The sequence below is a fragment of the Kribbella orskensis genome, from assembly GCF_004342085.1.
Lineage (GTDB): Bacteria > Actinomycetota > Actinomycetes > Propionibacteriales > Kribbellaceae > Kribbella > Kribbella orskensis.
This window is the reverse complement of record NZ_SLWM01000001.1, coordinates 43,080-62,654: the sequence shown is the minus strand read 5'-3', so window position 1 is coordinate 62,654 and position 19,575 is coordinate 43,080. Positions and strand designations below refer to the sequence as shown.

Below are 19,575 nucleotides of genomic sequence, written 5' to 3'. Positions count from 1 at the left end.
GGTTTCACATGATTGACGTGATCGTTGCCGGCGGCGGACCGACCGGCATGATGCTGGCGAGCGAGTTGCGGCTGCACGGCGTGCACGTGCTCGTGCTGGAGAAGGACACCGAGCCGTCCCCGATCGTCCGCTCGCTCGGCTTGCACGCGCGCAGCATCGAGGTGATGGACCAGCGGGGTCTGCTGGAGCGGTTCCTCGCGCTCGGCACGCAGTACCCGGTCGGCGGCTTCGCCGGCATCCGCAAGCCGTCACCGGACCGGCTGGACACCGCACATGCGTACATCCTGGGCATCCCGCAGACCACCACTGACCGCCTGCTGACCGAGCATGCGATCGAGGCCGGTGCCGAGCTCCGTCGCGGCTGCGAACTGGTCGGGCTGAGCCAGGACGAGGACGGGGTGACCGCCGAGCTGGCCGACGGCACGCAGTTGCGCTCGCGGTACCTCGTCGGCTGCGACGGCGGCCGCAGTACGGTGCGCAAACTGCTCGGCGTCGGGTTCCCCGGTGAGCCCACCACGGTCGAGACGTTGCTGGGCGAGATGGAGCTGACCGCGTCGATGGAGACGCTGACCGCCGCGAACACCGAAGTCCGCAAGACCCAGCTGCGGTTCGGCGTCATGCCCCTCGGGGATGGGGTGTACCGCGTCGGCGTACCCGCCGAGGGGGTGGCCGAGGACCCGAGAGTCCCACCGACCCTCGAGGAGCTCAAGCAGCAGCTGCGGGTGACCGCCGGCAGCGACTTCGGCGCGCACTCACCGCGCTGGCTGTCCCGCTTCGGAGACGCGACCCGGCTGGCCGAGCGCTACCGGACCGGCCGGGTCCTGCTGGCCGGCGACGCGGCCCACATCCACCCGCCGACCGGCGGGCAGGGGCTCAACCTCGGCGTCCAGGACGCGTTCAACCTGGGCTGGAAACTGGCCGCCCAGGTCAACTGCTGGGCACCGGAAGGGCTGCTGGACAGCTACCAGTCCGAACGGCGCCCGGTGGCCGCCGACGTGCTGAGCAATACCCGTGCGCAGATGGAGCTGATGTCCACCGAGCCGGGTCCCCAGGCAGCGCGCCGGCTGGTGGAGGAACTGATGGACTTCGAGGACGTGAACCGGTACCTGGTCGAGAAGATCACCGCGATCGGGATCCGCTACGACTTCGGCGAGGGGCAGGCGCTGCTCGGCCGGCGGCTGAGGGACGTGGAGCTGAAGCGGGGTCGCCTCTACGAGCTGATGCACGAAGGTCGCGGCCTGCTGCTCGACCAGACCGGCCGGCTCTCGGTGGCGGGCTGGGCAGACCGGGTCGACCACGTCGTCGACGTCAGCGAGGAACTGGACATTCCCGCGGCGTTGCTGCGACCCGACGGCCACGTGGCCTGGGTCGGCGAGGACCAGCAGGATCTCCTCACCCACCTCCCCAAGTGGTTCGGCCCCGCGGCCACCTGAGCGCGCAACGTCAGTCCGCGGTGACCTTGATGATCGTTCGGCCGCGGGTGTGTCCGTCGGGGGTGAAGGCGGCGGGAGCGTCGGCCAGGGGGCGGACGGTGTTGACGAGCGGTGTGAGCCGGCCGGCGTGGAGGCGGGTGGCCAGTTGGGTCAGTTGTTCGCGGTTGGGCTCGACGACGAAGAAGATGGCTCGGCCGTCGTGGGGGTGGATGGTGGGTGGACCGGCGATGGTGACGAGGGTGCCGCCGGGGCGTAACAGCGCGGTGGTGCGGTCGCGGATCTCGCCGCCGATCACGTCGAGCACTACGTCGGCCTCGCCGGCGTCCTCCAGGCGTTCGCCGTCCAGGTTGAGGAACTTGTGCACGCCGAGATCGCCGGCCAGGTCCTGGTCGGCGGCTCGGCCGGTGCCGATGATGTGGGCTCCTGCCTCGCGGGCCAGTTGTGCTGCGATATAGCCGACGGCACCGCCGATCCCGTGGATGAGGACGGTTTGGCCTGTTCTCAGGCCGGCGTGGTCGAACAGGGCCTGCCAAGCCGTCAGACCGGAGATCGGTAGAGCGGCCGCGGCGACGTGGTCGACGTCGACGGGGAGCGGGGCCAGGTTGCGGGCCTCCACGGCGGCGTACTCCGCGAGTGAACCGTTGCGGGTCCAGTCGGTCAGTCCGAAGACCCGCTGACCGACCGTGAGACCGGTGGTGCCGTAGCCGAGCTCGACGACCACACCCGACAGTTCGTGGCCGGGGACACTCGGGGTGCGGTCGCGGCCGGCGCGGTCGGTCCACGTCCCTGGCCAGTCCAGCTCGCCGCGGGTGAAGCCGGCGGCGTGCACTTGCACGATGACGTCGTTCTCGGCGGCGTGGGGGTAGGGCAGCTCGGTCAGGGACAATCCGCCGACGCCGGCCTCGCGGTCCCGGACAGTAATGGCACGCATGAAGGTCCTTGCGGTAGTTGTTGTACTGGGTTCGACTTCGACAGTACGCACTCGCGGTCCGTCGTCGGTGGGCCACTTGGACGCCGAGGTGATGGGCCGCTTCTGCGATGAATGGCCCATGATCGTGGCCTCGGAATGGACCAGGGGCGCGGGCCTTCCGCGCCGTACCGTCGAAGCATGATCGTTTTGAACGACTTCGTGATTCCTGACACGGCAGCCTCGTCGGCGGCCTTGGAGGTGGCCTCCGCCTACCAGTCCTCCGCGCTGCTGAGCCACTCGCGCCGCGTCTACGTGTGGGCGGCTGCCTACGGCAGGCTGCAGGACATCCGCTACGACGCCGAGCTGCTGTTCGTGGCGGCGATGTTCCACGACATCAGCCTGGTGCCGGAGTTCGACAGTCACACCGTCTCCTTCGAGGAGGCGGGCGGCCATGTCGCCCGGGTGTTCGCCGCCGGTGCCGGCTGGCCGCGCGAGCGCCGCGAACGCCTCGGCGAAGTCATCGTCAGGCACATGTGGCCCGACGTGGACGTGGCCGGCGATCCCGAAGGTCACCTGATGTCGCGGGCGGCGGCGTTGGACATCGTGGGGAAGAACATCGACGACTTCAGTCCTGCCTTCCGGGCCGAAGTACTCCAGCAGCATCCCCGGCTCGGGCTCACTGACGAGTTCCTCGCCTGCTTCCAGACTCAGGCTGGGCGGAAGACCGGCAGCTCCGCCGCACGCGCAGTGCAGTCCGGCCTCAGCACCAGGATGGCCGCCAACCCTCTCGACACCGCCCAGTACGGCGAGGTCGAGGGTGGTTAGTGGTGGATGGGGGTTTCGACCAGGCTCAGGGGGCGGATCTGGTTGAGGCCGGCGCGGGTGGCGATCATTTCGGCGCAGATGGAGACGGCCGTCTCCTCTGGGGTGCGGGCGCCGAGGTCCAGGCCGATCGGGGCGTGCAGGCGGATCAGGGCCTCGTCGGTGACACCTTCCGCGCGGAGCCGTGCGAGCCGGTCGCGGTGAGTGCTGCGGCTGCCCATCACGCCGAGGTAGCCGACGTCGGTATCCAGGGCGGCGACGATTGCCGGGACATCGAACTTGGCGTCGTGGGTGAGGACGCAGATCGAGTCCCGGCTGGTGAGGTCCGGGCCGATCCGGGCCAGCAGGCGTTGGGGCCAGTCGACGACGACCTCGTCGGCCGCTGGGAAGCGGTTCGGGGTGGCGAAGATCGGCCGCGCATCGCAGACCGTGACGGAGTACTTCAGTAGCTTGGCGGCGTTCGTGAGCGCGGCGGCGAAGTCGACGGCGCCGAAGATGATCATTCGGGGCGGAGCGGCGAAGGACTCGATGAAGACGGTGACCTCGTCGTGCTCCGGCTCGCCGTGCGCTCCGTAGTGACGAATCCCCGTAGCTCCGGCGGCCAGGGCGCCGCGAGCGTCGCGGCTGACAGCGTGGTCGAGTTGGGGATCACCCAAGGTCCCGACGCATTCGCCCTGAACGGGCACGAGTAGCTTCTTGCCCGCATTGGATCCTTCGACGACGGTGGCCAGCGCGATCGGTTGCTCGGCTCGCAGCGCCACCGCCAGTTCGTCGTACAAGGTCGTCACCAGTCGAGTGGCTCGACGAAGACGCGAATGGTGCCACCGCAGGTCAGGCCGACCGAGAACGCGTCGCTGTCGGAGTAACCGAAGGTATGGACCGACCGCTCTCCGGTCTCGAAGACCTCCTCGGCCGCTGTCACCAGCGCACCCTCGATACAGCCGCCCGAGACCGAGCCGGTCACCTCCAGCCGGTCATTGATCGCCATTGCCGCGCCGGGCCCGCGCGGACCCGAGCCATCCACGTCGACAACCCGGGCGATGACCACTGCGCAGCCCGCGGCGCGCCAGCGGTCGATGTCGTCCAGCAGGTCTCGCATGCGAGCCTCCTCCCGCGGTCGACCGTAGCCGCACCGGGCCACTCGTCGGGGTCTTCCGCGATCAGTTGGTGTCCGCTCCGCCTGCGCACCTAAGCATTGTCTTAGGTGGCCGTTGACACATCGATGAGTAAGCGGTGCGATCAGTACACATCCTCCTGAAGGAGCCACCTATGCAGGTTCCAGCGCCCTTCGAGTACGAACGTGCGACGAGTGTCGATCAGGCCATCGGATTGCTGGAACGGTTGGGGAGCACGGCTCGGCTGGTCGCCGGCGGCCACAGCCTGCTGCCGATGATGAAGCTCCGGCTGGCCAACTTCGAATACCTGATCGACATCAACGACCTCCACGGCGAGCTCGGGTACGTCACGGTGGAGCCCGGCCAGGTCAGGGTCGGGGCGCTGACCCGGCACCGCGAGTTGCTCGAGTCGGCGGAGCTGGCGGAGGCCTTCCCGATCTTTCGCGACGCGGAGAAGGTGATTGCCGACCCGGTGGTCCGCAACCGCGGCACGATCGGTGGCTCGCTGTGCCAGGCGGATCCGTCCGAAGACCTCTCAGCGGTCTGTACGACGCTCGACGCGAGCTGCGTGATTCGCGGCCCGTCGGGGGAACGGGTCGTGACGATGGGCGAGTTCTACCGCGGGCCGTACGAGACCGCCGTGGGGGAGGACGAGATCCTGATCGAGATCCGGCTGCCGATTCGCCCGGGTGGATCGAGCGCGTATCACAAGGTTGAGCGCCGCGCCGGTGACTGGGCCGTGGTATCGGCGGGTGCGGCGGTGTGGCTCGAGGACGGCGTCATCAGCGATGCCCGCGTCGGGCTCGCCGCGGTCGGGCCGAACACCACCGGCATCCCCGCGATCTCGGAAGCGCTTCGGGGCAGCCCTCCATCGGAGGAGCTTTACCGCCGCGCAGGCGAGATCGCCGCCGCTAGCTGTGACCCGGTGACGGACATGCGCGGAAGCGCGGAGTACAAGCGGCATCTCGCCGATGAGCTGACCCAGCGTGCGCTGCGGACCGCGGTGGACCGGATCAACAGTGGTCCCCGATCTCTGGAGGAGAGCTGATCATGCAGGTCACGATGACCGTGAACGGCGAGGAAGTGGCCGCCGAGATCGAAGGCCGGACGCTGCTGGTGCACTTCCTTCGCGACCAGCTCCGGCTGACCGGGACGCACTGGGGCTGCGACACCAGCAACTGTGGGACGTGTGTGGTCTGGATGGACGACGAGCCGGTGAAGTCGTGCACCGTGCTCGCCGCGATGGCCGGCGGGCACGAGGTCCGCACCATCGAGGGCCTTGAAACCGAGGATGGGCTTGACCCGGTCCAGGAGGGGTTCATGCAGTGCCACGGGTTGCAGTGCGGATTCTGTACTCCGGGCATGATGATGACGGCCCGCGCACTGCTGGACCGCAATCCCGATCCGGGCGAGCAGGAGATCCGCGAGGCGATCTCTGGGCAGATCTGCCGCTGTACCGGCTACGCCACGATCGTCCGCTCCATTCGCTGGGCCGCTACCCACCCGAACGGTGTCGAACAGAACCAGCCCGAGGCAGAGCCGGCGCAGTTGGAGGTTCCCGACCCGGCGACCGAGGCCGTGCCCGAACGTGCAGGGAGCATCACATGACCACGCTGGATGCCCGCCCGGTGGACAAGTTCGACGACAACGACCAGAAGCCGATCGGCCACGGACGGATGCTGCGCAAGGAGGATCCGCGCTTCATCCGCGGGCTGGGCAAGTACTGCGACGACATCCAGCTGCCCGGCATGCTGCATCTGGCGATCCTGCGGTCGCCGGTGGCCCACGCCCGGATCGTCAGTGTCGACATCAGTGCCGCCCAGGCGCACCCGAAGGTGAAGGCAGTGATCACCGGTGCCGACCTGGCGGAGAAGGGCCTGGCTTGGATGCCGACCCTGTCGAACGACGTCCAGGCGGTACTGGCCACCGACAAGGTCCGCTTCCAGGGCCAGGAGGTCGCCTTCGTCGTCGCCGAGGACCGGTACGCGGCTCGTGACGCGCTCGAGCTGATCGATGTCGACTACGACATCCTCGACCCGGTCGTCGACGCCCGTACTGCGTTGTCTCCCGACGCCGCGGTGATCCGTGACGACCTGGAGGGCAAGACCGACAACCATTGCTTCGACTGGGAGACCGGCGACGAGGCGGCCACCGAGGCGGTGTTCGCCAAGGCCGATGTGGTGGTGAAACAGGACATCGTCTACCCCCGGGTGCATCCCGCGCCGATGGAGACGTGTGGGTGTGTCGCGGACTACGAACGAGTCGACGGCAAGCTGACACTGTGGACCACCAGTCAGGCCCCGCATGCCCATCGCACGGTCTACGCGCTCGTCTCGGGACTTCCGGAGCACAAGATCCGGGTGATCGCGCCGGACCTCGGCGGCGGTTTCGGCAACAAGGTGCCGATCTACCCCGGCTACGTGTGCGCGATCGTCGCGTCCCTGGTCCTCGGCAAGCCGGTCAAGTGGATGGAGGACCGGTCGGAGAACCTGGTCAGCACCGGCTTCGCCCGCGACTACATCATGCAGGGTGAGATCGCCGCGACGAAGGACGGGAAGATCCTTGCCATCCGCACCAATGTGCTCGCCGACCACGGGGCGTTCAACGGGACCGCGGCCCCGGTGAAGTACCCAGCGGGCTTCTTCGGGGTCTTCACCGGCAGCTACGACCTGGAAGCGGCGTACTGCAAGATGACCGCGGTCTACACCAACAAGGCGCCGGGCGGTGTGGCTTATGCCTGCTCTTTCCGGATCACCGAGGCGGTCTACCTGGTCGAGCGAATAGTCGACTGCCTGGCCTACGAGCTCGAGATGGACCCGGCCGAGCTCCGGCTGAAGAACTTCATCAGACCCGAGCAGTTCCCGTACAAGAGCAAGACCGGCTGGGTCTACGACTCCGGCGACTACGCGACCACGATGCGGTTGTCGATGAAGATGGCCGGGTATGACGAGCTGCGCCGTGAGCAGGCCGAGAAGCGTGCGCGGGGAGAGTTGATGGGGATCGGCGTCGCCTTCTTCACCGAGGCGGTCGGCGCGGGCCCTCGCAAGGACATGGACATCCTCGGTCTCGGCATGGCCGACGGCTGCGAGCTGCGGGTACACCCGACCGGCAAGGCGGTCGTACGGCTGTCGGTGAAGACGCAGGGACAGGGCCACGAGACAACGTTCGCGCAGATCGTCGCCGAGGAGATCGGCATCCCGCCGGCCGACATCGAGGTCGTCCACGGCGACACCGACAACACACCCTTCGGGCTGGGCACCTACGGCAGCCGTTCGACGCCGGTGTCAGGAGCAGCCGCGGCCCTGGTCGCGCGCAAGGTGAGGGACAAGGCGAGGATCATTGCCTCCGGCATGCTCGAGGTCTCGGTGGCCGACCTGGAGTGGACCAAGGGTTCCTTCCACGTCAAAGGCGACCCGACGAGCGCGGTGACGATCCAGGACATCGCGATGCGGGCACACGGCGCTGGAGACTTGCCCGACGGCATCGAAGGTGGGCTCGAAGCCCAGATCTGCTACAACCCGGAGAACCTCACCTACCCGTACGGCGCCTACATCTGCGTGGTCGACGTCGATCCCGGGACGGCCCAGGTGAAGGTCCGCCGGTTCATCGCGGTGGATGACTGCGGCACCCGGATCAACCCGATGATCATCGAGGGGCAGGTCCACGGCGGCCTCACCGACGGGGTCGGGATGGCGTTGATGGAGATGATCGCGTTCGACGAGGAAGGCAACTGTCTGGGCGGATCGCTGATGGACTACCTGATCCCGACGGCCCTGGAGGTGCCGGACTGGGAGACGGGGTTCACTGTGACTCCGTCGCCACACCACCCGATCGGCGCCAAGGGCATCGGTGAGTCGGCGACGGTGGGGTCGCCGCCGGCCGTCGTGAACGCGATCGTGGATGCGCTGAAGCCGTACGGCATCCGGCACGCCGACATGCCGCTGACGCCGTCCCGCGTCTGGGACGCCATGCAAGGCCACCCGACCCCACCGGTGTGAGCCGGCGATGACTCAGCGAATGGCGAGCAGGGTGGCCGAGCTGACCGGCGCCCGGGTGCCGTTCGTCCACGCCGTGGTCGTCCGAGCCGAGAGCCCGACCTCGGCCCGGCCGGGTGACGACGCGATAGTGCTCGCGGACGGCTCGATCGAGGGCTTCGTCGGCGGCGTCTGCGTGGAGAGCTCGGTCCGGTCGGCTGCCCTCTCGGCGCTGACCGACGGCCAGGCGGTCCTGCTCCGGATCCTGCCGGACGATGCGGCGGGATTCCCGGAAGTCCCTGGGGCCAGGGTCGTCCCCAATCCCTGTCTGAGTGGAGGTGCGGTGGAGATCCTTCTCCGTCCCGAGATGCCGGCCGCCCTGGTTGGGGTGGTCGGGGACACCCCAATCGCCGAAGCGATCGCCACGGTCGGCGCGGCGGCGGGGTTCGCGATCGACAGGCTGGACGGCAAGCCACCGGCGCCAGGAACGACGGCTGTCGTCATCGCCGGCCTCGGGCGCGACGAACTCGTTCCGCTGCGGGCAGCGCTGGACGCCGGGGTCGGCTATGTGGGCCTGGTTGCCAGCAGCAAGAGAGGACAGGCCGTCCTTGCCGAACTCGGCCTGTCCGAGGACGAACGGGCAAGGATCCGTACTCCGGTGGGGCTCGAGCTGGGCGCCGAGACGCCGGGGGAGATCGCGCTGTCTGTCCTGGCCGAGCTGGTCCGGGCGATCCGGGTGGAAAGCCTGCGCCCGACGGCCGATGTAGCTGCGGTCGCGCCTGTCCAGGTGGTCGATCCGGTCTGCGGCATGACTGTGGTGGTCACCCCCGAGACTCCACACCTGGAGGTCGACGGAGCGGAGTACTGGTTCTGCGGGACCGGGTGCCGGGACGCTTACGCACTACAGGTCGCGGGTTGAGACGCGGTGTTCGTCACAGGCCTGGTTCTCGCGGCGGGTGGCTCGCGACGCTTGGGCGAACCCAAGCAACTGCTGCCGTACGGCGACAGCACTCTGCTGGATTCGGTCCTCGGAACCGCTCGGGAATGCGACTTCGACCAGTTGATCGTCACGCTGGGCGGAGCCGCCGGCCAAGTGCGTGACCAGGTGGATCTGAGCGGCGTCGAGGTCGTGGAGAACACAGCGTTCGGTACAGGTTGCTCGTCGTCCATCGTGACGGCTCTGGCGGTAGTGGATCCGCGATCGGACGGGATCGTGTTGATGCTCGGCGATCAGCCGGGAGTCACCGATGCCACCGTCCGGTCACTGGTAGGGAACGCCCGAACCGCGATCGCCGTCAGCCGGTACGACGATGGGCGCGGGCATCCGTTCTGGTTCGGGCGGGAGGTGTTCGGCGACCTGGCCGGCCTCCACGGGGACAAGGGGGTGTGGAAGCTGATCGAGTCCGGCCGCCATCCGGTCACGGAAGTACGGGCCTCGGGCAACATTCCGCTGGACGTCGACGATTGGGACGACTACCGGGCTCTGCTGGCGCAGGGGGCGAAGACATGACAGGACTCGCCGGCGGGCCGTTCGCCGACCCCGAGGAGGTGATCAGCCGCCTCGACGCGGTCGATCATCTGGTCGACGAGGGGACCGCGACCGCCCTGTTTCTCGCGTCGACGCTTGGACAGCCGTTGCTGCTCGAGGGCGAGCCTGGCGTCGGCAAGACTGCTTCGGCGATTGCCCTGGCAGCAGCTGTCGAGGCGCCTCTGATCCGCCTGCAGTGCTACGAGGGCCTGACGGTGGGGGAGGCCCTCTACGAGTGGAACTACCAGCGCCAGTTGCTGGCGATCCGGCTGGCCGAGTCTCGTCACGAGAAGCTCGCGGACGCGGATCTGTTCACCGAGGAGTTCCTGTCCGAACGGCCGATCCTGCGCGCTGTCCGCGCATCGGGTCCGGTTCCGCCAGTTCTGCTGGTCGACGAGATCGATCGCGCTGACGACGAGTTCGAGGCGTTGCTGCTCGAGTTCCTCGGGGAGGCGTCGGTGACGATTCCCGAGCTCGGCACGTTCACCGCGGCGCGCCGGCCGTACGTCGTACTGACGTCGAACCGCAGCCGTGAGCTGCATGATGCGCTCCGGCGGCGCTGCCTGTATCACTGGATCGAGTTCCCGGAACCCGAACGGGCGGTCAGGATCGTCCGCCGCCGGGTGCCGACGGCGAACCAGGCGCTGATCGCGAGTGCGACCGAGTTCGTCGGCCGGGCTCGTGGACTGGACCTCGACAAGGCGCCAGGACTGGCCGAGACCATCGACTGGGTCTCGGCGCTCACGGTGCTGGGTGCCTCGTCGCTCGGCCGCGCGGACGGCCTGCGCACGTTGGGCGCGATCGCCAAGACGCCAGACGACCGGGACGCGATCGCCGAACTGTTCGAACCGATCGAAGGGGTCCGATGAAGATCACCGACGAGTTCACCGTCAGCGTGCCGGTTGAGCAGGCCTGGCGAGTACTGACCGATCTGGAAGGCATCGCCCCCTGTATGCCGGGAGCGCAGTTGACCGGGTTCGACGGCGAGACCTACCAGGGCAAGGTGCGCGTCAAGCTCGGTCCGGTGATCAGCGACTTCTCCGGCACCGCCCGCTTCGCCGAGAAGGACGACCAGGCGTACCGCGCGGTGATCGATGCCCGCGGCAAGGACTCTCGCGGCGCGGGGAACGCGTCCGCGCTGATCAGCGCCGGGTTGCGTGCCGACGGCGACAAGACGGTGGTCAGCATCGACACCGACCTGAAGATCTCCGGCAAGGTCGCCCAGTTCGGCAGCGGCATGATCAAGCAGGTGTCGGAGAAGCTCCTCGGCCAGTTCGTCGAATGTCTGGAAGCCAAGCTCGCCGCAAATGATCTGGGCCGGACCGACCAGGGGTCAACCGCGGCCCCTGGGCAACCAGCTTCTGTTGTGACGCCACCGGCTCAGACCTCGCCATCGCCGGCAACCGCCGCGCAGGGGGCTGGAGGCGGCAGCGTGACGAAGGCGGAGGAGCCTGCCGCGCTTGATCTGATGCAGGTCGCTGGGGGCTCGGTGGCGAAACGTCTGCTGCCCGTGCTGGTCGGCGTCGTCGTTGTGGTGGCGGTGATCGTCTATCTCGTCGCCCGCTGAGTCTGTCCTGCTCCGCGCGATCGACCGCGCGGCCTTCGCCGTGGCCTTGTCCCAACGGCTTCGTGGCGCCGGCATCGCGGTCGATCTCACCGCGACCGAGACCTTCAGCCGCTCTCTGGCGGTGCTGCCACCGATCGACCGGGGACGGCTGTACTGGCTGAGCCGGATCACCTTGGTGCGCGACGAGCGCGATCTCGCCGCGTACGACGCTGTCTTCGCCGCCGTCTTCGCCGATGCGGTGCTCCCGGTGGATCCAAATGCCCGAAGGCAGCCGCGCAGTACCGCCGCCGGCGCGAGCGATGTCAACGTGAAGGTCCCGGCGACTGGTTCCGCTGAGCAGGATGGGGCTGGACTGCCTTGGGTTACCTTGCCCTCGGTGACCGGGTCAGCCGCGGAGACCGACCTGGCACTTGGTATTCCTGAGCGCCTCCCGAGCCGGCTGACCGGTCTGCTCGACACTCCCTTCGACGAGCTCGACCCTGCCGAGCTCGCGGCGGTCGGCGCCTGGCTGGAGGAAGCACGAAACCACTGGCCGACCCGCCGCAGCCGCCGCCTGGTACGTCGTACTTCGGGGCGCAGGATCGACCTACGAGCCACTCTCGCCACGGCACGGCGTACCGGATGGGAGCCGTCCGAGTTGGTCCGCAAAGGACAGCTGGACAAGCCGCGGCGGCTGGTGATGGTTTGCGATGTCAGCCAGTCCATGCAGGCTTTCACCCGGACCTACCTGCACCTGATGCGTGCCGCGACGGTGTCGGCCGACGCCGAGGTGTTCGCGTTCGCCACCACGCTGACCAGGCTCACGGCAGTGCTCGCCCACCACGACGTGTCGATCGCCATGCAGCAGGCGACGAACCTGGTCGCGGACCGCTTCGGCGGGACCCGGATCGCCGGGAACCTGCGGACGTTGCTGCGGTCGCGGCATGGGACGGCGTTGCGGGGAGCCGTCGTCATCATCGCCTCGGACGGGTGGGACTCCGATGATCCGGAACAGCTCCGTCGAGTCATGGCCAGGTTGTACCGGCGCGCCTATCGGGTGATCTGGATGAACCCCCGCGCGGCGGCTCCCGGCTACCAGCCGCTGGCCGGTGGCATGGCCGCCGCCCGGCCGTACTGCGATGAACTGCTGCCGGGGCACACCCTGCGAGCGTTGGAGAACGTGGTCAGCTCCACAAGGTGACGTGGATCGACGGGCGGAAGTGGCCGACGTTCACCCCCGAGCCGCGGAGCATCGCCTGCGTGGCTCGGGGAGTAGTGATGAAACGGGTCAGCTCTGCGGCCGCGGGGACGAGGGCGTGGCTCGGCAGCGTCATCGCGTTCCAGACACCGGCTGCGGTCAGCCCGCGCCCTGTGAGAATCGTCAATCTGCCCCCGGCCACATCATTGGCCGCTGCGGAGGAGAGCGTCACGGCGATTCCGCCATCGCGTTTGGCCTCCTCGATTGCCGCAGCATGACTCTGGAAGATCTGTTGCCGGCTTTCCGGGATCTGTAGCCGGCGGAGCATCGCTGTCACGACGCCGTCGGTGACCGCGGACGGGCCGAGCAACCAGGTCTGTTCGCGGAGCTGAGCCGGTCGTGCCGGGACCGCCGAGACGGGATGGTTGACCCCGGCAACCGCCACGATCCGGTAGTTCAGGAAGGCGACCCGCTTGATCGAGTCAGGCAACCCACTGGGCACTGGGCCGAGCGCCACGTCGACCACGCGACCTGACAGCAGGGCGGCGAACTCGCGTGGGTGGTGCACGCTGAGCTCGACATCAAGGTCGTTGGCGCGGCCTGCGAACAGCTCGATCAAGCCGGGTGCCGCATGCTCCGCGAAGAGGGTGGAAGCTGCCAGCCGCATCATCCTCCGGCCGCGGCCTGCCTGGCTGACCTCCAGGATGGTCCGGTCCTGCAGTCCGAGCAGCTCAGCGGCGCGGCTGGCCAGACGAAGGCCACCAGGGGTGAAGGCGAGCCCGGAGGCGGTGCGCGTGAAGAGCTTGTCGCCGAGTTCCTTGCGCAGCTGACCGACGTGCAACGAGACCGCCGCCTCGGTGACACGGAGCTCTGCGGCAGCCGCCTTCACCGACCCGAGCCGGACGACCGCCGAGAAGGCACGAAGCTGAGTAGGAGTCACAGTGCCGTCATCGTAAAGCCGCGCCGCCCCGTTGGATCGCGACACGAAACCCTCTCCGCAGATGCGGGGGAATAGAGGGCAGCCCGCCGCATCTGCGAGTGCCTCACCGCGCGACTGATTCCGGGGTTCCTTGAATCGTGGCGTTGGCGAGCCTATCGAGCTAGAGAGGCGTTGGGATCGAAGTCGTTGGCAAGCACTCGCCGCAACTCGGCCAGCGACGGCCTGGCCTGAATGAGGCCGTCGACCGCAGCGGCAGGATCATCGCGCTCCAGGGACAGGAGCCAATAGCGCTGGGCTCTCACGAGGTCTCGGACCGCCGCCGACGCAGCGGCCGAGCCCACGATCTCAACGGTGGAAGCACTGGATGTCACCCGCGCGAGCAGATCCTTGAGACCAGGAAGTGTGGCGCTGTCGACCAAGGGCGCCATATCTGGCAGCTCGGGTGAGGGTTCTCCAGTCTTGGCGGAATGCGCCTCAAACAGTGTCCGCAGGTCGACGTTCGACTTGAGTGCGCCCAACTCATGCGGCGCCGGCGTGAAGAGATCCAATCGGGAGTCGAACTCGGTGGCGAGAGCGAGGCAAGCGGAGTACGAGGCAAGCATCTGCTTCCGGGCTTCCCGCCGATCTTCGTGTGCGAGCTCCGCGCGCCGGCTGCGGCCCGAAAGGGACTGGCTCAGAGCCACGCCGACGAGTGCGAAGAGACCGGAACTGAGAGCCAGACCCACCTGAGCGCCGGTACCAAGGTCAGCCACTTCATCAATGTAGCCAGCCTGAGTCGGAGCGGGGGGACCTTGCGAGCCGTGTGTCGCGCGTGCTGACATCGGCCCCGTCCCGTTACCGGACTCTGTGCCGCCGCGGCGACAATAGCTGGCGCTACTGTCGCCTCATCACCTGCGGACGGGAGGCACCACCATGGAGATGCTCAGCGGCGAGCAGATCACCGCGGCTGGTCTGGCGGATTGGCGGAAGCTTGGTCAGGGGCTACACGCTCGCTTCGTCATCAGGGACTTCCGCGCGGGTGCTCAATTCATCAGCGCCATCGCCAACGCCGGGGAAGCCGCTGGGCATCATCCTGAGGTTCGGATGGACACATCTCAGGTGGACCTGAAGCTGATCAGCGAGAACGCGATCTACCGCGATGACGCCGGCACCGAGCATCAGGTCGAGTGGGTGACCCAGCAGGACATCGACCTCGCGCGGCGGATCAGCGAGATCGCCGCCGAGCAGTCGCTCGTCGCGGATCCTGGCTCCATCACCGCGATCGAACTGGCGCTGGACACCGCGAACGGCGCCGGCCTGGCGCCGGTGTGGTCGGCGCTGCTGACCGGCGGGACTGAGGCTCAGGGCCGAGGGACCATCGGCGACGACGTACGCGATGCCACGAACCGGGTACCGATCCTGTGGTTTCAGGACACCGATCCGCACCCGACCCCACGGCAGCGATTCCACATCGACGTCCAGGTGCCGTACGACGTCGCCGACCAGCGCATCGCCGCTGCCGTTGCCGCCGGCGCCACCATCGTCGACGCCAGCCGGGCCCCGTGGACCACCATCCTCGCCGACCCAGACGGTAACAAGGCCTGCATAGGCACCTTCCAGCCGTCGGCAGAACAGCAATAGCACGGCCCGTTCGTTCAGTGGTCCAGCGCTCGCAGCTCGTCGATGCTTTCGTCGATCAACCGCGCCGACGGACCGAGCCGTGCCCCGATTCCCTTGGGCACGGCTTTGGCGTCGATGTGGGCTGCCGGACGGGTTGTCGTGCGCGCAACGTCCGGTGGTGGGTCACCGAACGATACCGGTGACAGCAGAACCGTTCCCTCCACAGTCAGGAGTCGCACTCCGAACAGCCGGGCGACCAGCGAGGTGTGTACGACGGCGCCGCCGGCCAGGGTGCTAGTTCCGGCTGGTCTCGTCCAGATAGCTGTCGAGCCCGTTGCTCTCCCCCCGTCGGGAAGGAGGCTTACCGCGTTGACGGCGCGCCTCGTCGAGCCGCTGTGACGCCCTCTGGACCGATTCGACAATCTGTACATAGCGTTCACGTCCCGCCTTGGCTCCCAGCACGTACCCCACGCCGAACACCGCGAGACTGCGCAGCTTCATTTCTTGTCCTTCTGCCGCCGCGAGGAGACCACCGCGCTGGCGGCGCTCATGCCGATCGCCGCCGCGGCGGCGGCGAGGCCGTTGCGTACAGCCCCACGGCGCATCGCGGTCGTAGCGCCGGTCGCAACCGGCTCGACCAACTTCTCCCACCGGCTCTTCCTGTGCAACAGTCCCATGGTCGTCTCCACTCCTGGCTATCGCCGCTTTGATCCGGTCGAGCGTTTGAGGGCGGTCACCAGCTCGGTCTTGTTCATCGCCGACCTGCCCTTGACGTCCTCGGTGGTGGCAAGGTTCAGCAGGTCCGTCTTGGTCATCTCGCTGAAGTCGACAGTGGTGCGTTGAGTCCGTCCGTTCCGCTTCGGCTGTACGCGGGCGCGAGATCGGACCTTTTCGGCCTCGGCCACTCGTTCGTCGGCGCTCCTGGCTTCGCGATCGGCGTTCGCAGCAAGCTGCGCGGCCTGTCGGTGTGCCTCCTCGGCGGCTGCCTTCGTCGCCTCGGTGGCCTCGTCGGCCAGGCGCCTGGCCTCCGCGAGGCTGGCCGTCGCTTCGGCCATTGTCTGCTTTGCCTTCGACTGCGCGGCCTCCGCCTCCTCGCGTGCCTTCGAGACCCGGTCGTCCGCCTCCGCCTTCGCCCGTTGCACCACGCGGTCGGCGTCTGCCTGTGCAGAAGCACGGGCCCGCTCGACCCGCGCATCGGCCTCACGGCGGGCTTCGGCGACCTTCTCGCTGACCTCCTGAGTCTGCTCCCGCTCGACCTCACGCACGTACTCTCGGCACCGCTCGGCGACCTGACGCGCCTCGTCGCTGCGCGCCTTCGCCTCCTCGGCCTCGTGTACTGCCGCTTCCTCCGCCTGTTGGGCCTCGTCGGCCGCGGCTCTGGCTCGTTGGAGCCTCAGCTCGATCGAGTCGCCCACTGGCAGCACATCCATGACAGAAGCTCCTGCGTGGCGAGCCATGTCCACGAGGCCGCCTCCCGCCGCCTGGGTCGCGCTGCCAGCTGCGTCCTTCGTCGCTTCCAACGGCGTCAATGCCTTCGACAGCAGCCAACTCGTATTCCGGGGTAAGTCCTTCACCCCTGTGCCCCAGGCCTTCACGAGCCTGCCCGTTGCGCCTGTTCCGGCCATGTCCCTGCCTCCCTGATTCTGATCATGCATCTCACGACCACGTACCAGGCCCCCAGCCAATCCGCCGGTACCCGGCGACCGGCGACACAAACACGCGTGGCGATAGCCGCCTCACCGTGGTCGGAAGACAACGCAAGCCGCCGCTGTTACCCGGGCTGAAAGTGCACTTCCGCCCTGGATGTCGACCGGTGGTCGCTGCCGATCAGCGATGAGTCGGCTGGACGGCTCACGTCGTTGGCGGGTCAGCGCGAATCGTCTTGAGGTCGTGTTCCGACGGTGTCGACGAGTTCCTGGGCGATCTTGTTGAGCCTGACGTTGCGGTGCTGGGACAGCCGGGTGAGGAACGCGAAGGATCTTGCATCGCTGAGCTGGTAGCGCTCCATCACGATGCCGATGGCCTGGCCGATCGTCCGGCGAGTCTTCAGCGCCTCCTGAAGGTTGTGCACTTCGCGGGCATACTCGATCGCGATTGCCGCCTGATGGGCGAACAGCGGGCCGAGCGTGCCGAGATCCTCGAACGCGCCGACCTTGGTGGCGTACAGGTTGAGAGCGCCTTGGGATTTGGGCGCCTCGTACAGGCGAAGCCCCGCCTGGGCTCGGATACCTGCCTTCGATGCCTCCGCGGCGTACTTCGGGAAGCGTTCATCGGCGACCAGATTCGGCGAGATGACGTGCGCCGTGTCCACAGCCGCGTCGTAGCAGGGCCCTTCGCGGAACTCGTACTGCGCGGCGTCGAGATCCCAGAGGAGATCGGCGGTCGGCGCGAATGTCTCCAGCTTGCCGTCGCCGTGCAGCACCGTGATGCTGGCGTACTCCACGTCGGGCAACACTTCGACGGCCGCCGCGGTGATCCGACCGAGCGTATGGTCGAGATCACCAGGAGTCAGCGATTCGACCAGCCTGCGCGCTGTGACGACCAAGCGTTCGTCGTTCATACCCGCCGAGTGCCCACAAGCGGCTCGCCCCAACCGGCGACGAATGGCGCACCAAGCTCAGCATGGTCGCGCAACGTGTGTCCGACATCTGCAATTCCGCGTACTGACCGTGACGAATGTTCTCCGGAAAGTAGGGCACCGTGGCCCTCACGGGCGTCGGCTGGCCAATGAGTTGGGTCGACACCCGAGGTTTCCGGTGTTAAGCAGCCAGCACCGGAAGCCGTTTGAGCCAGGATGAGCCGCAACCCCGGCATTACCTGACTGTGTCGCCTAAGCAGTCGCGCCGACTGTGCTAGGCCAGGAAAACAAGGTCGACACCACGAACGTGCCCTCGGTCACGTGGTGGGAGACCTGGAACTCGAGGTGGACGAAGCCGACATCGTCGGGCGTGAAGACATGGGTGCTGTAGCTGCGGTCGCTCCCGACGCGGCGGTCCACGCCGGCACGCCAGTCCGTTGCGGCGGCGGCGGGGAAGCCCCACTCGGCCGCGTACTCGGCGATGAGCCGCTGGGTGGCATCGGCGTCGAGGCCGGCCGCCGGTGGCTGCACCATCAGCCGGTCGGGATTGCTCACCGGTGTCGAACTCAGCATCACCGCCTCCGCGGCCTGCGTGCGGTACACCCGCCCGTCTGGCAGCAGCACCCTGAGATCAAATGGCCTGCGGTTGGGATTCATCCAGACCTTGCTGTCCGAGTCCGGGTCGAACCCGGCCGAGTCGCGGCTGGGTGGGCTCGTCAGATCGATCGTCCGATCCTCGGTCAAGGCCTCTGTCAGCGGCTTCGTCGGTGGGATCGCGGAGACGCCTCCGGTTCCGCCGGCGCTGACGTCCACGTCCCACCGGGTGACAGCACCAGTGATGAGGCGGCCGGCGCGGTCGAGGAGCCGCTGGCCGACCGCGCGCTCGGACACCGGCGTGCCGGCCAGCTTGCGTGCCTCATCCGCGTGCTCCCGGACGAACGCGAGGTACTTCGGCAGCGTGTCGTCCTCGATCAGCTTCCAGCGGTTCGCGAACACGGCGATGTTCCCGTTGGCCAGCGGTGTCCGCACGCTGATCACGGCTCGCGGCAGGTGCGCGACCAGCGCGAACGGGAACCGCTCAGGGAAAGAGTGGACACCGGGTATCGATGGTGCGCCGACGAGCGTCAGCAGATACGTGAACAGCATCCCCTCCGGCCGATCGTGCCGCAGCATCTGGAGGTAGAAACGGTCGATGATGTCGAACTGCTCGCGGAACAGCAGGGTGCGGTTGCCGCGAGCGATCAGCGTCGCGTCGTTCGTCGTCAACCCGCGGTCGATGTCCCGCCACGCCTCGAGGGTTGCCACATCGATGATGCGCAGCTGGTAGAGCTCCTGGATCTTGGGCAGACCACCGGCGACGTACGCCTCATGCATCGTCGCCTGGTCCTCGAAGATCTTCTTCTGCATCCGGAGGAATGTCGTCGCATAGAAGCCCAGATCAGCCACGCTGTACCCGGTGAGGTGTCTGATCGGCCGCCCGAACACAGCCATGGCCAGCTTGCGGGCGGTGTCCGGAAGAAATCCGAGATCCTTGAATCCGGCGTAGAACGACGGCCCGATCAGGCTCGCCATCCCGGCCCACTCGAGGTGCGAGTGCTGGAGGAACAGTCTGCCGTAGTAGTCGTACACAGCCTCGACCGTCCGCCGGTTCGCGGCGAAACCACGCGCGGGCCACCACGACGCTCGATCGATCCCCGCGCTCTGGAGCGCACGATCGAGCCAGGCCTCCTTCACCACATGAGCTTCCACAGACATCTCGTCCCCCGGACCTCAGAGCACCCAAGACTCCCCACCTACCTCAGATCCTCCTCCCCAGCCGCCAACCTGTGAAGTTCGCAGCTGACAATGCGGCCGCGCGGGAGAGCCGGAGCAGAGTGACGGGGGTGTCGAGCACTGTGGGTACGGATTCTTTCGTCAGTTCCCTCATTTTGA

At 67.7% G+C, this 19,575-nt stretch carries 21 protein-coding genes; 11 read left to right on the top strand and 10 right to left on the bottom strand.

Features of this window, described 5'->3' with window-relative positions; translation table 11 throughout:
• Positions 1-8: 8 nt before the first annotated feature.
• Positions 9-1,433, top strand: coding sequence for a rifampin monooxygenase (gene rox / locus EV644_RS00350; RefSeq protein WP_132187524.1), 1,425 nt, complete (start codon positions 9-11; stop codon positions 1,431-1,433).
• Between the two features lie 10 nt (positions 1,434-1,443).
• Here the strand turns inward: rox and EV644_RS00345 are convergent, their stop codons facing one another.
• Positions 1,444-2,364 carry an NADP-dependent oxidoreductase gene (locus EV644_RS00345; protein ID WP_132187525.1) on the bottom strand — a complete coding sequence of 307 codons (921 nt, stop codon included), beginning with the start codon at positions 2,362-2,364 and terminating at the stop codon, positions 1,444-1,446.
• A 177-nt stretch (positions 2,365-2,541) separates the two neighbouring features.
• Between EV644_RS00345 and EV644_RS00340 the strand changes: the two genes are divergently transcribed.
• A complete protein-coding gene (locus EV644_RS00340) occupies positions 2,542-3,168 on the top strand; it encodes an HD domain-containing protein (RefSeq protein WP_132187526.1) in 627 nt (208 codons plus the stop codon).
• On the opposite strand, the gene EV644_RS00335 is transcribed toward EV644_RS00340, so the two are convergent.
• Together EV644_RS00335 and EV644_RS45935 are read right to left on the bottom strand one after the other, a co-directional pair.
• A complete protein-coding gene (locus EV644_RS00335; RefSeq protein ID WP_241997885.1) occupies positions 3,165-3,953 on the bottom strand; it encodes an XdhC family protein in 789 nt (262 codons plus the stop codon). The genes EV644_RS00340 and EV644_RS00335 overlap by 4 nt on opposite strands.
• The gene (locus EV644_RS45935) at positions 3,950-4,264 is read right to left on the bottom strand and encodes an XdhC family protein (RefSeq protein WP_241997887.1); all 315 of its coding nucleotides are present in this window, start codon (positions 4,262-4,264) and stop codon (positions 3,950-3,952) included. The genes EV644_RS00335 and EV644_RS45935 overlap by 4 nt, the downstream gene beginning before the upstream one ends.
• 170 nt (positions 4,265-4,434) lie before the next feature.
• On the opposite strand from EV644_RS45935, the gene EV644_RS00330 reads away from it, so the two are divergent.
• The 8 genes from EV644_RS00330 to EV644_RS00295 are packed head-to-tail and all read left to right on the top strand — an operon-like array spanning position 4,435 to position 12,529.
• Positions 4,435-5,328, top strand: a complete 894-nt coding sequence (locus tag EV644_RS00330) for an FAD binding domain-containing protein (RefSeq protein ID WP_132187527.1) — start codon at positions 4,435-4,437, stop codon at positions 5,326-5,328.
• Positions 5,329-5,330: 2 nt separating this feature from the next.
• Positions 5,331-5,888 (top strand): (2Fe-2S)-binding protein, encoded by a 558-nt coding sequence (locus EV644_RS00325; protein WP_132187528.1) that lies wholly within the window; start codon positions 5,331-5,333, stop codon positions 5,886-5,888.
• Positions 5,885-8,278, top strand: coding sequence for an aerobic carbon-monoxide dehydrogenase large subunit (locus EV644_RS00320; RefSeq protein WP_132187529.1), 2,394 nt, complete (start codon positions 5,885-5,887; stop codon positions 8,276-8,278). Before EV644_RS00325 ends, EV644_RS00320 begins: the two co-directional genes overlap by 4 nt.
• 19 nt (positions 8,279-8,297) lie before the next feature.
• Positions 8,298-9,173 (top strand): XdhC family protein, encoded by an 876-nt coding sequence (locus EV644_RS00315; protein ID WP_199239574.1) that lies wholly within the window; start codon positions 8,298-8,300, stop codon positions 9,171-9,173.
• Between the two features lie 6 nt (positions 9,174-9,179).
• A complete protein-coding gene (locus EV644_RS00310) occupies positions 9,180-9,764 on the top strand; it encodes a nucleotidyltransferase family protein (RefSeq protein WP_132187531.1) in 585 nt (194 codons plus the stop codon).
• Entirely contained in the window at positions 9,761-10,651 is an 891-nt protein-coding gene (locus EV644_RS00305; RefSeq protein WP_132187532.1) for an AAA family ATPase, read from the top strand. Before EV644_RS00310 ends, EV644_RS00305 begins: the two co-directional genes overlap by 4 nt.
• Entirely contained in the window at positions 10,648-11,349 is a 702-nt protein-coding gene (locus tag EV644_RS00300; protein WP_132187533.1) for an SRPBCC family protein, read from the top strand. Before EV644_RS00305 ends, EV644_RS00300 begins: the two co-directional genes overlap by 4 nt.
• 46 nt (positions 11,350-11,395) lie before the next feature.
• Positions 11,396-12,529 carry a vWA domain-containing protein gene (locus tag EV644_RS00295; RefSeq protein ID WP_199240598.1) on the top strand — a complete coding sequence of 378 codons (1,134 nt, stop codon included), beginning with the start codon at positions 11,396-11,398 and terminating at the stop codon, positions 12,527-12,529.
• Here the strand turns inward: EV644_RS00295 and EV644_RS00290 are convergent.
• Positions 12,513-13,466: a LysR family transcriptional regulator gene (locus tag EV644_RS00290; RefSeq protein ID WP_132187535.1), complete on the bottom strand. Its 954-nt coding sequence runs from the start codon at positions 13,464-13,466 to the stop codon at positions 12,513-12,515. The genes EV644_RS00295 and EV644_RS00290 overlap by 17 nt on opposite strands.
• A 152-nt stretch (positions 13,467-13,618) precedes the next feature.
• On the bottom strand, positions 13,619-14,218 hold the full coding sequence (locus EV644_RS00285; protein ID WP_132187536.1) for a hypothetical protein: 600 nt from the start codon (positions 14,216-14,218) through the stop codon (positions 13,619-13,621).
• A gap of 160 nt (positions 14,219-14,378) precedes the next feature.
• Between EV644_RS00285 and EV644_RS00280 the strand changes: the two genes are divergently transcribed.
• Positions 14,379-15,086: a 4a-hydroxytetrahydrobiopterin dehydratase gene (locus tag EV644_RS00280; RefSeq protein WP_132187537.1), complete on the top strand. Its 708-nt coding sequence runs from the start codon at positions 14,379-14,381 to the stop codon at positions 15,084-15,086.
• A 273-nt stretch (positions 15,087-15,359) separates the two neighbouring features.
• Here the strand turns inward: EV644_RS00280 and EV644_RS00275 are convergent, their stop codons facing one another.
• The 5 genes from EV644_RS00275 to EV644_RS00255 all read right to left on the bottom strand — a co-directional run bounded on the left by EV644_RS00275 (position 15,360) and on the right by EV644_RS00255 (position 19,398).
• Entirely contained in the window at positions 15,360-15,566 is a 207-nt protein-coding gene (locus tag EV644_RS00275) for a hypothetical protein (protein ID WP_132187538.1), read from the bottom strand.
• The gene (locus EV644_RS00270) at positions 15,563-15,742 is read right to left on the bottom strand and encodes a hypothetical protein (protein ID WP_132187539.1); all 180 of its coding nucleotides are present in this window, start codon (positions 15,740-15,742) and stop codon (positions 15,563-15,565) included. Before EV644_RS00270 ends, EV644_RS00275 begins: the two co-directional genes overlap by 4 nt.
• Positions 15,743-15,760: 18 nt before the next feature.
• Positions 15,761-16,495: a hypothetical protein gene (locus EV644_RS00265; RefSeq protein WP_132187540.1), complete on the bottom strand. Its 735-nt coding sequence runs from the start codon at positions 16,493-16,495 to the stop codon at positions 15,761-15,763.
• Positions 16,496-16,932: 437 nt separating this feature from the next.
• Positions 16,933-17,625: a GAF and ANTAR domain-containing protein gene (locus tag EV644_RS00260; RefSeq protein ID WP_132187541.1), complete on the bottom strand. Its 693-nt coding sequence runs from the start codon at positions 17,623-17,625 to the stop codon at positions 16,933-16,935.
• Between the two features lie 270 nt (positions 17,626-17,895).
• Entirely contained in the window at positions 17,896-19,398 is a 1,503-nt protein-coding gene (locus EV644_RS00255; protein ID WP_132187542.1) for a hypothetical protein, read from the bottom strand.
• Positions 19,399-19,575 lie beyond the last annotated feature (177 nt).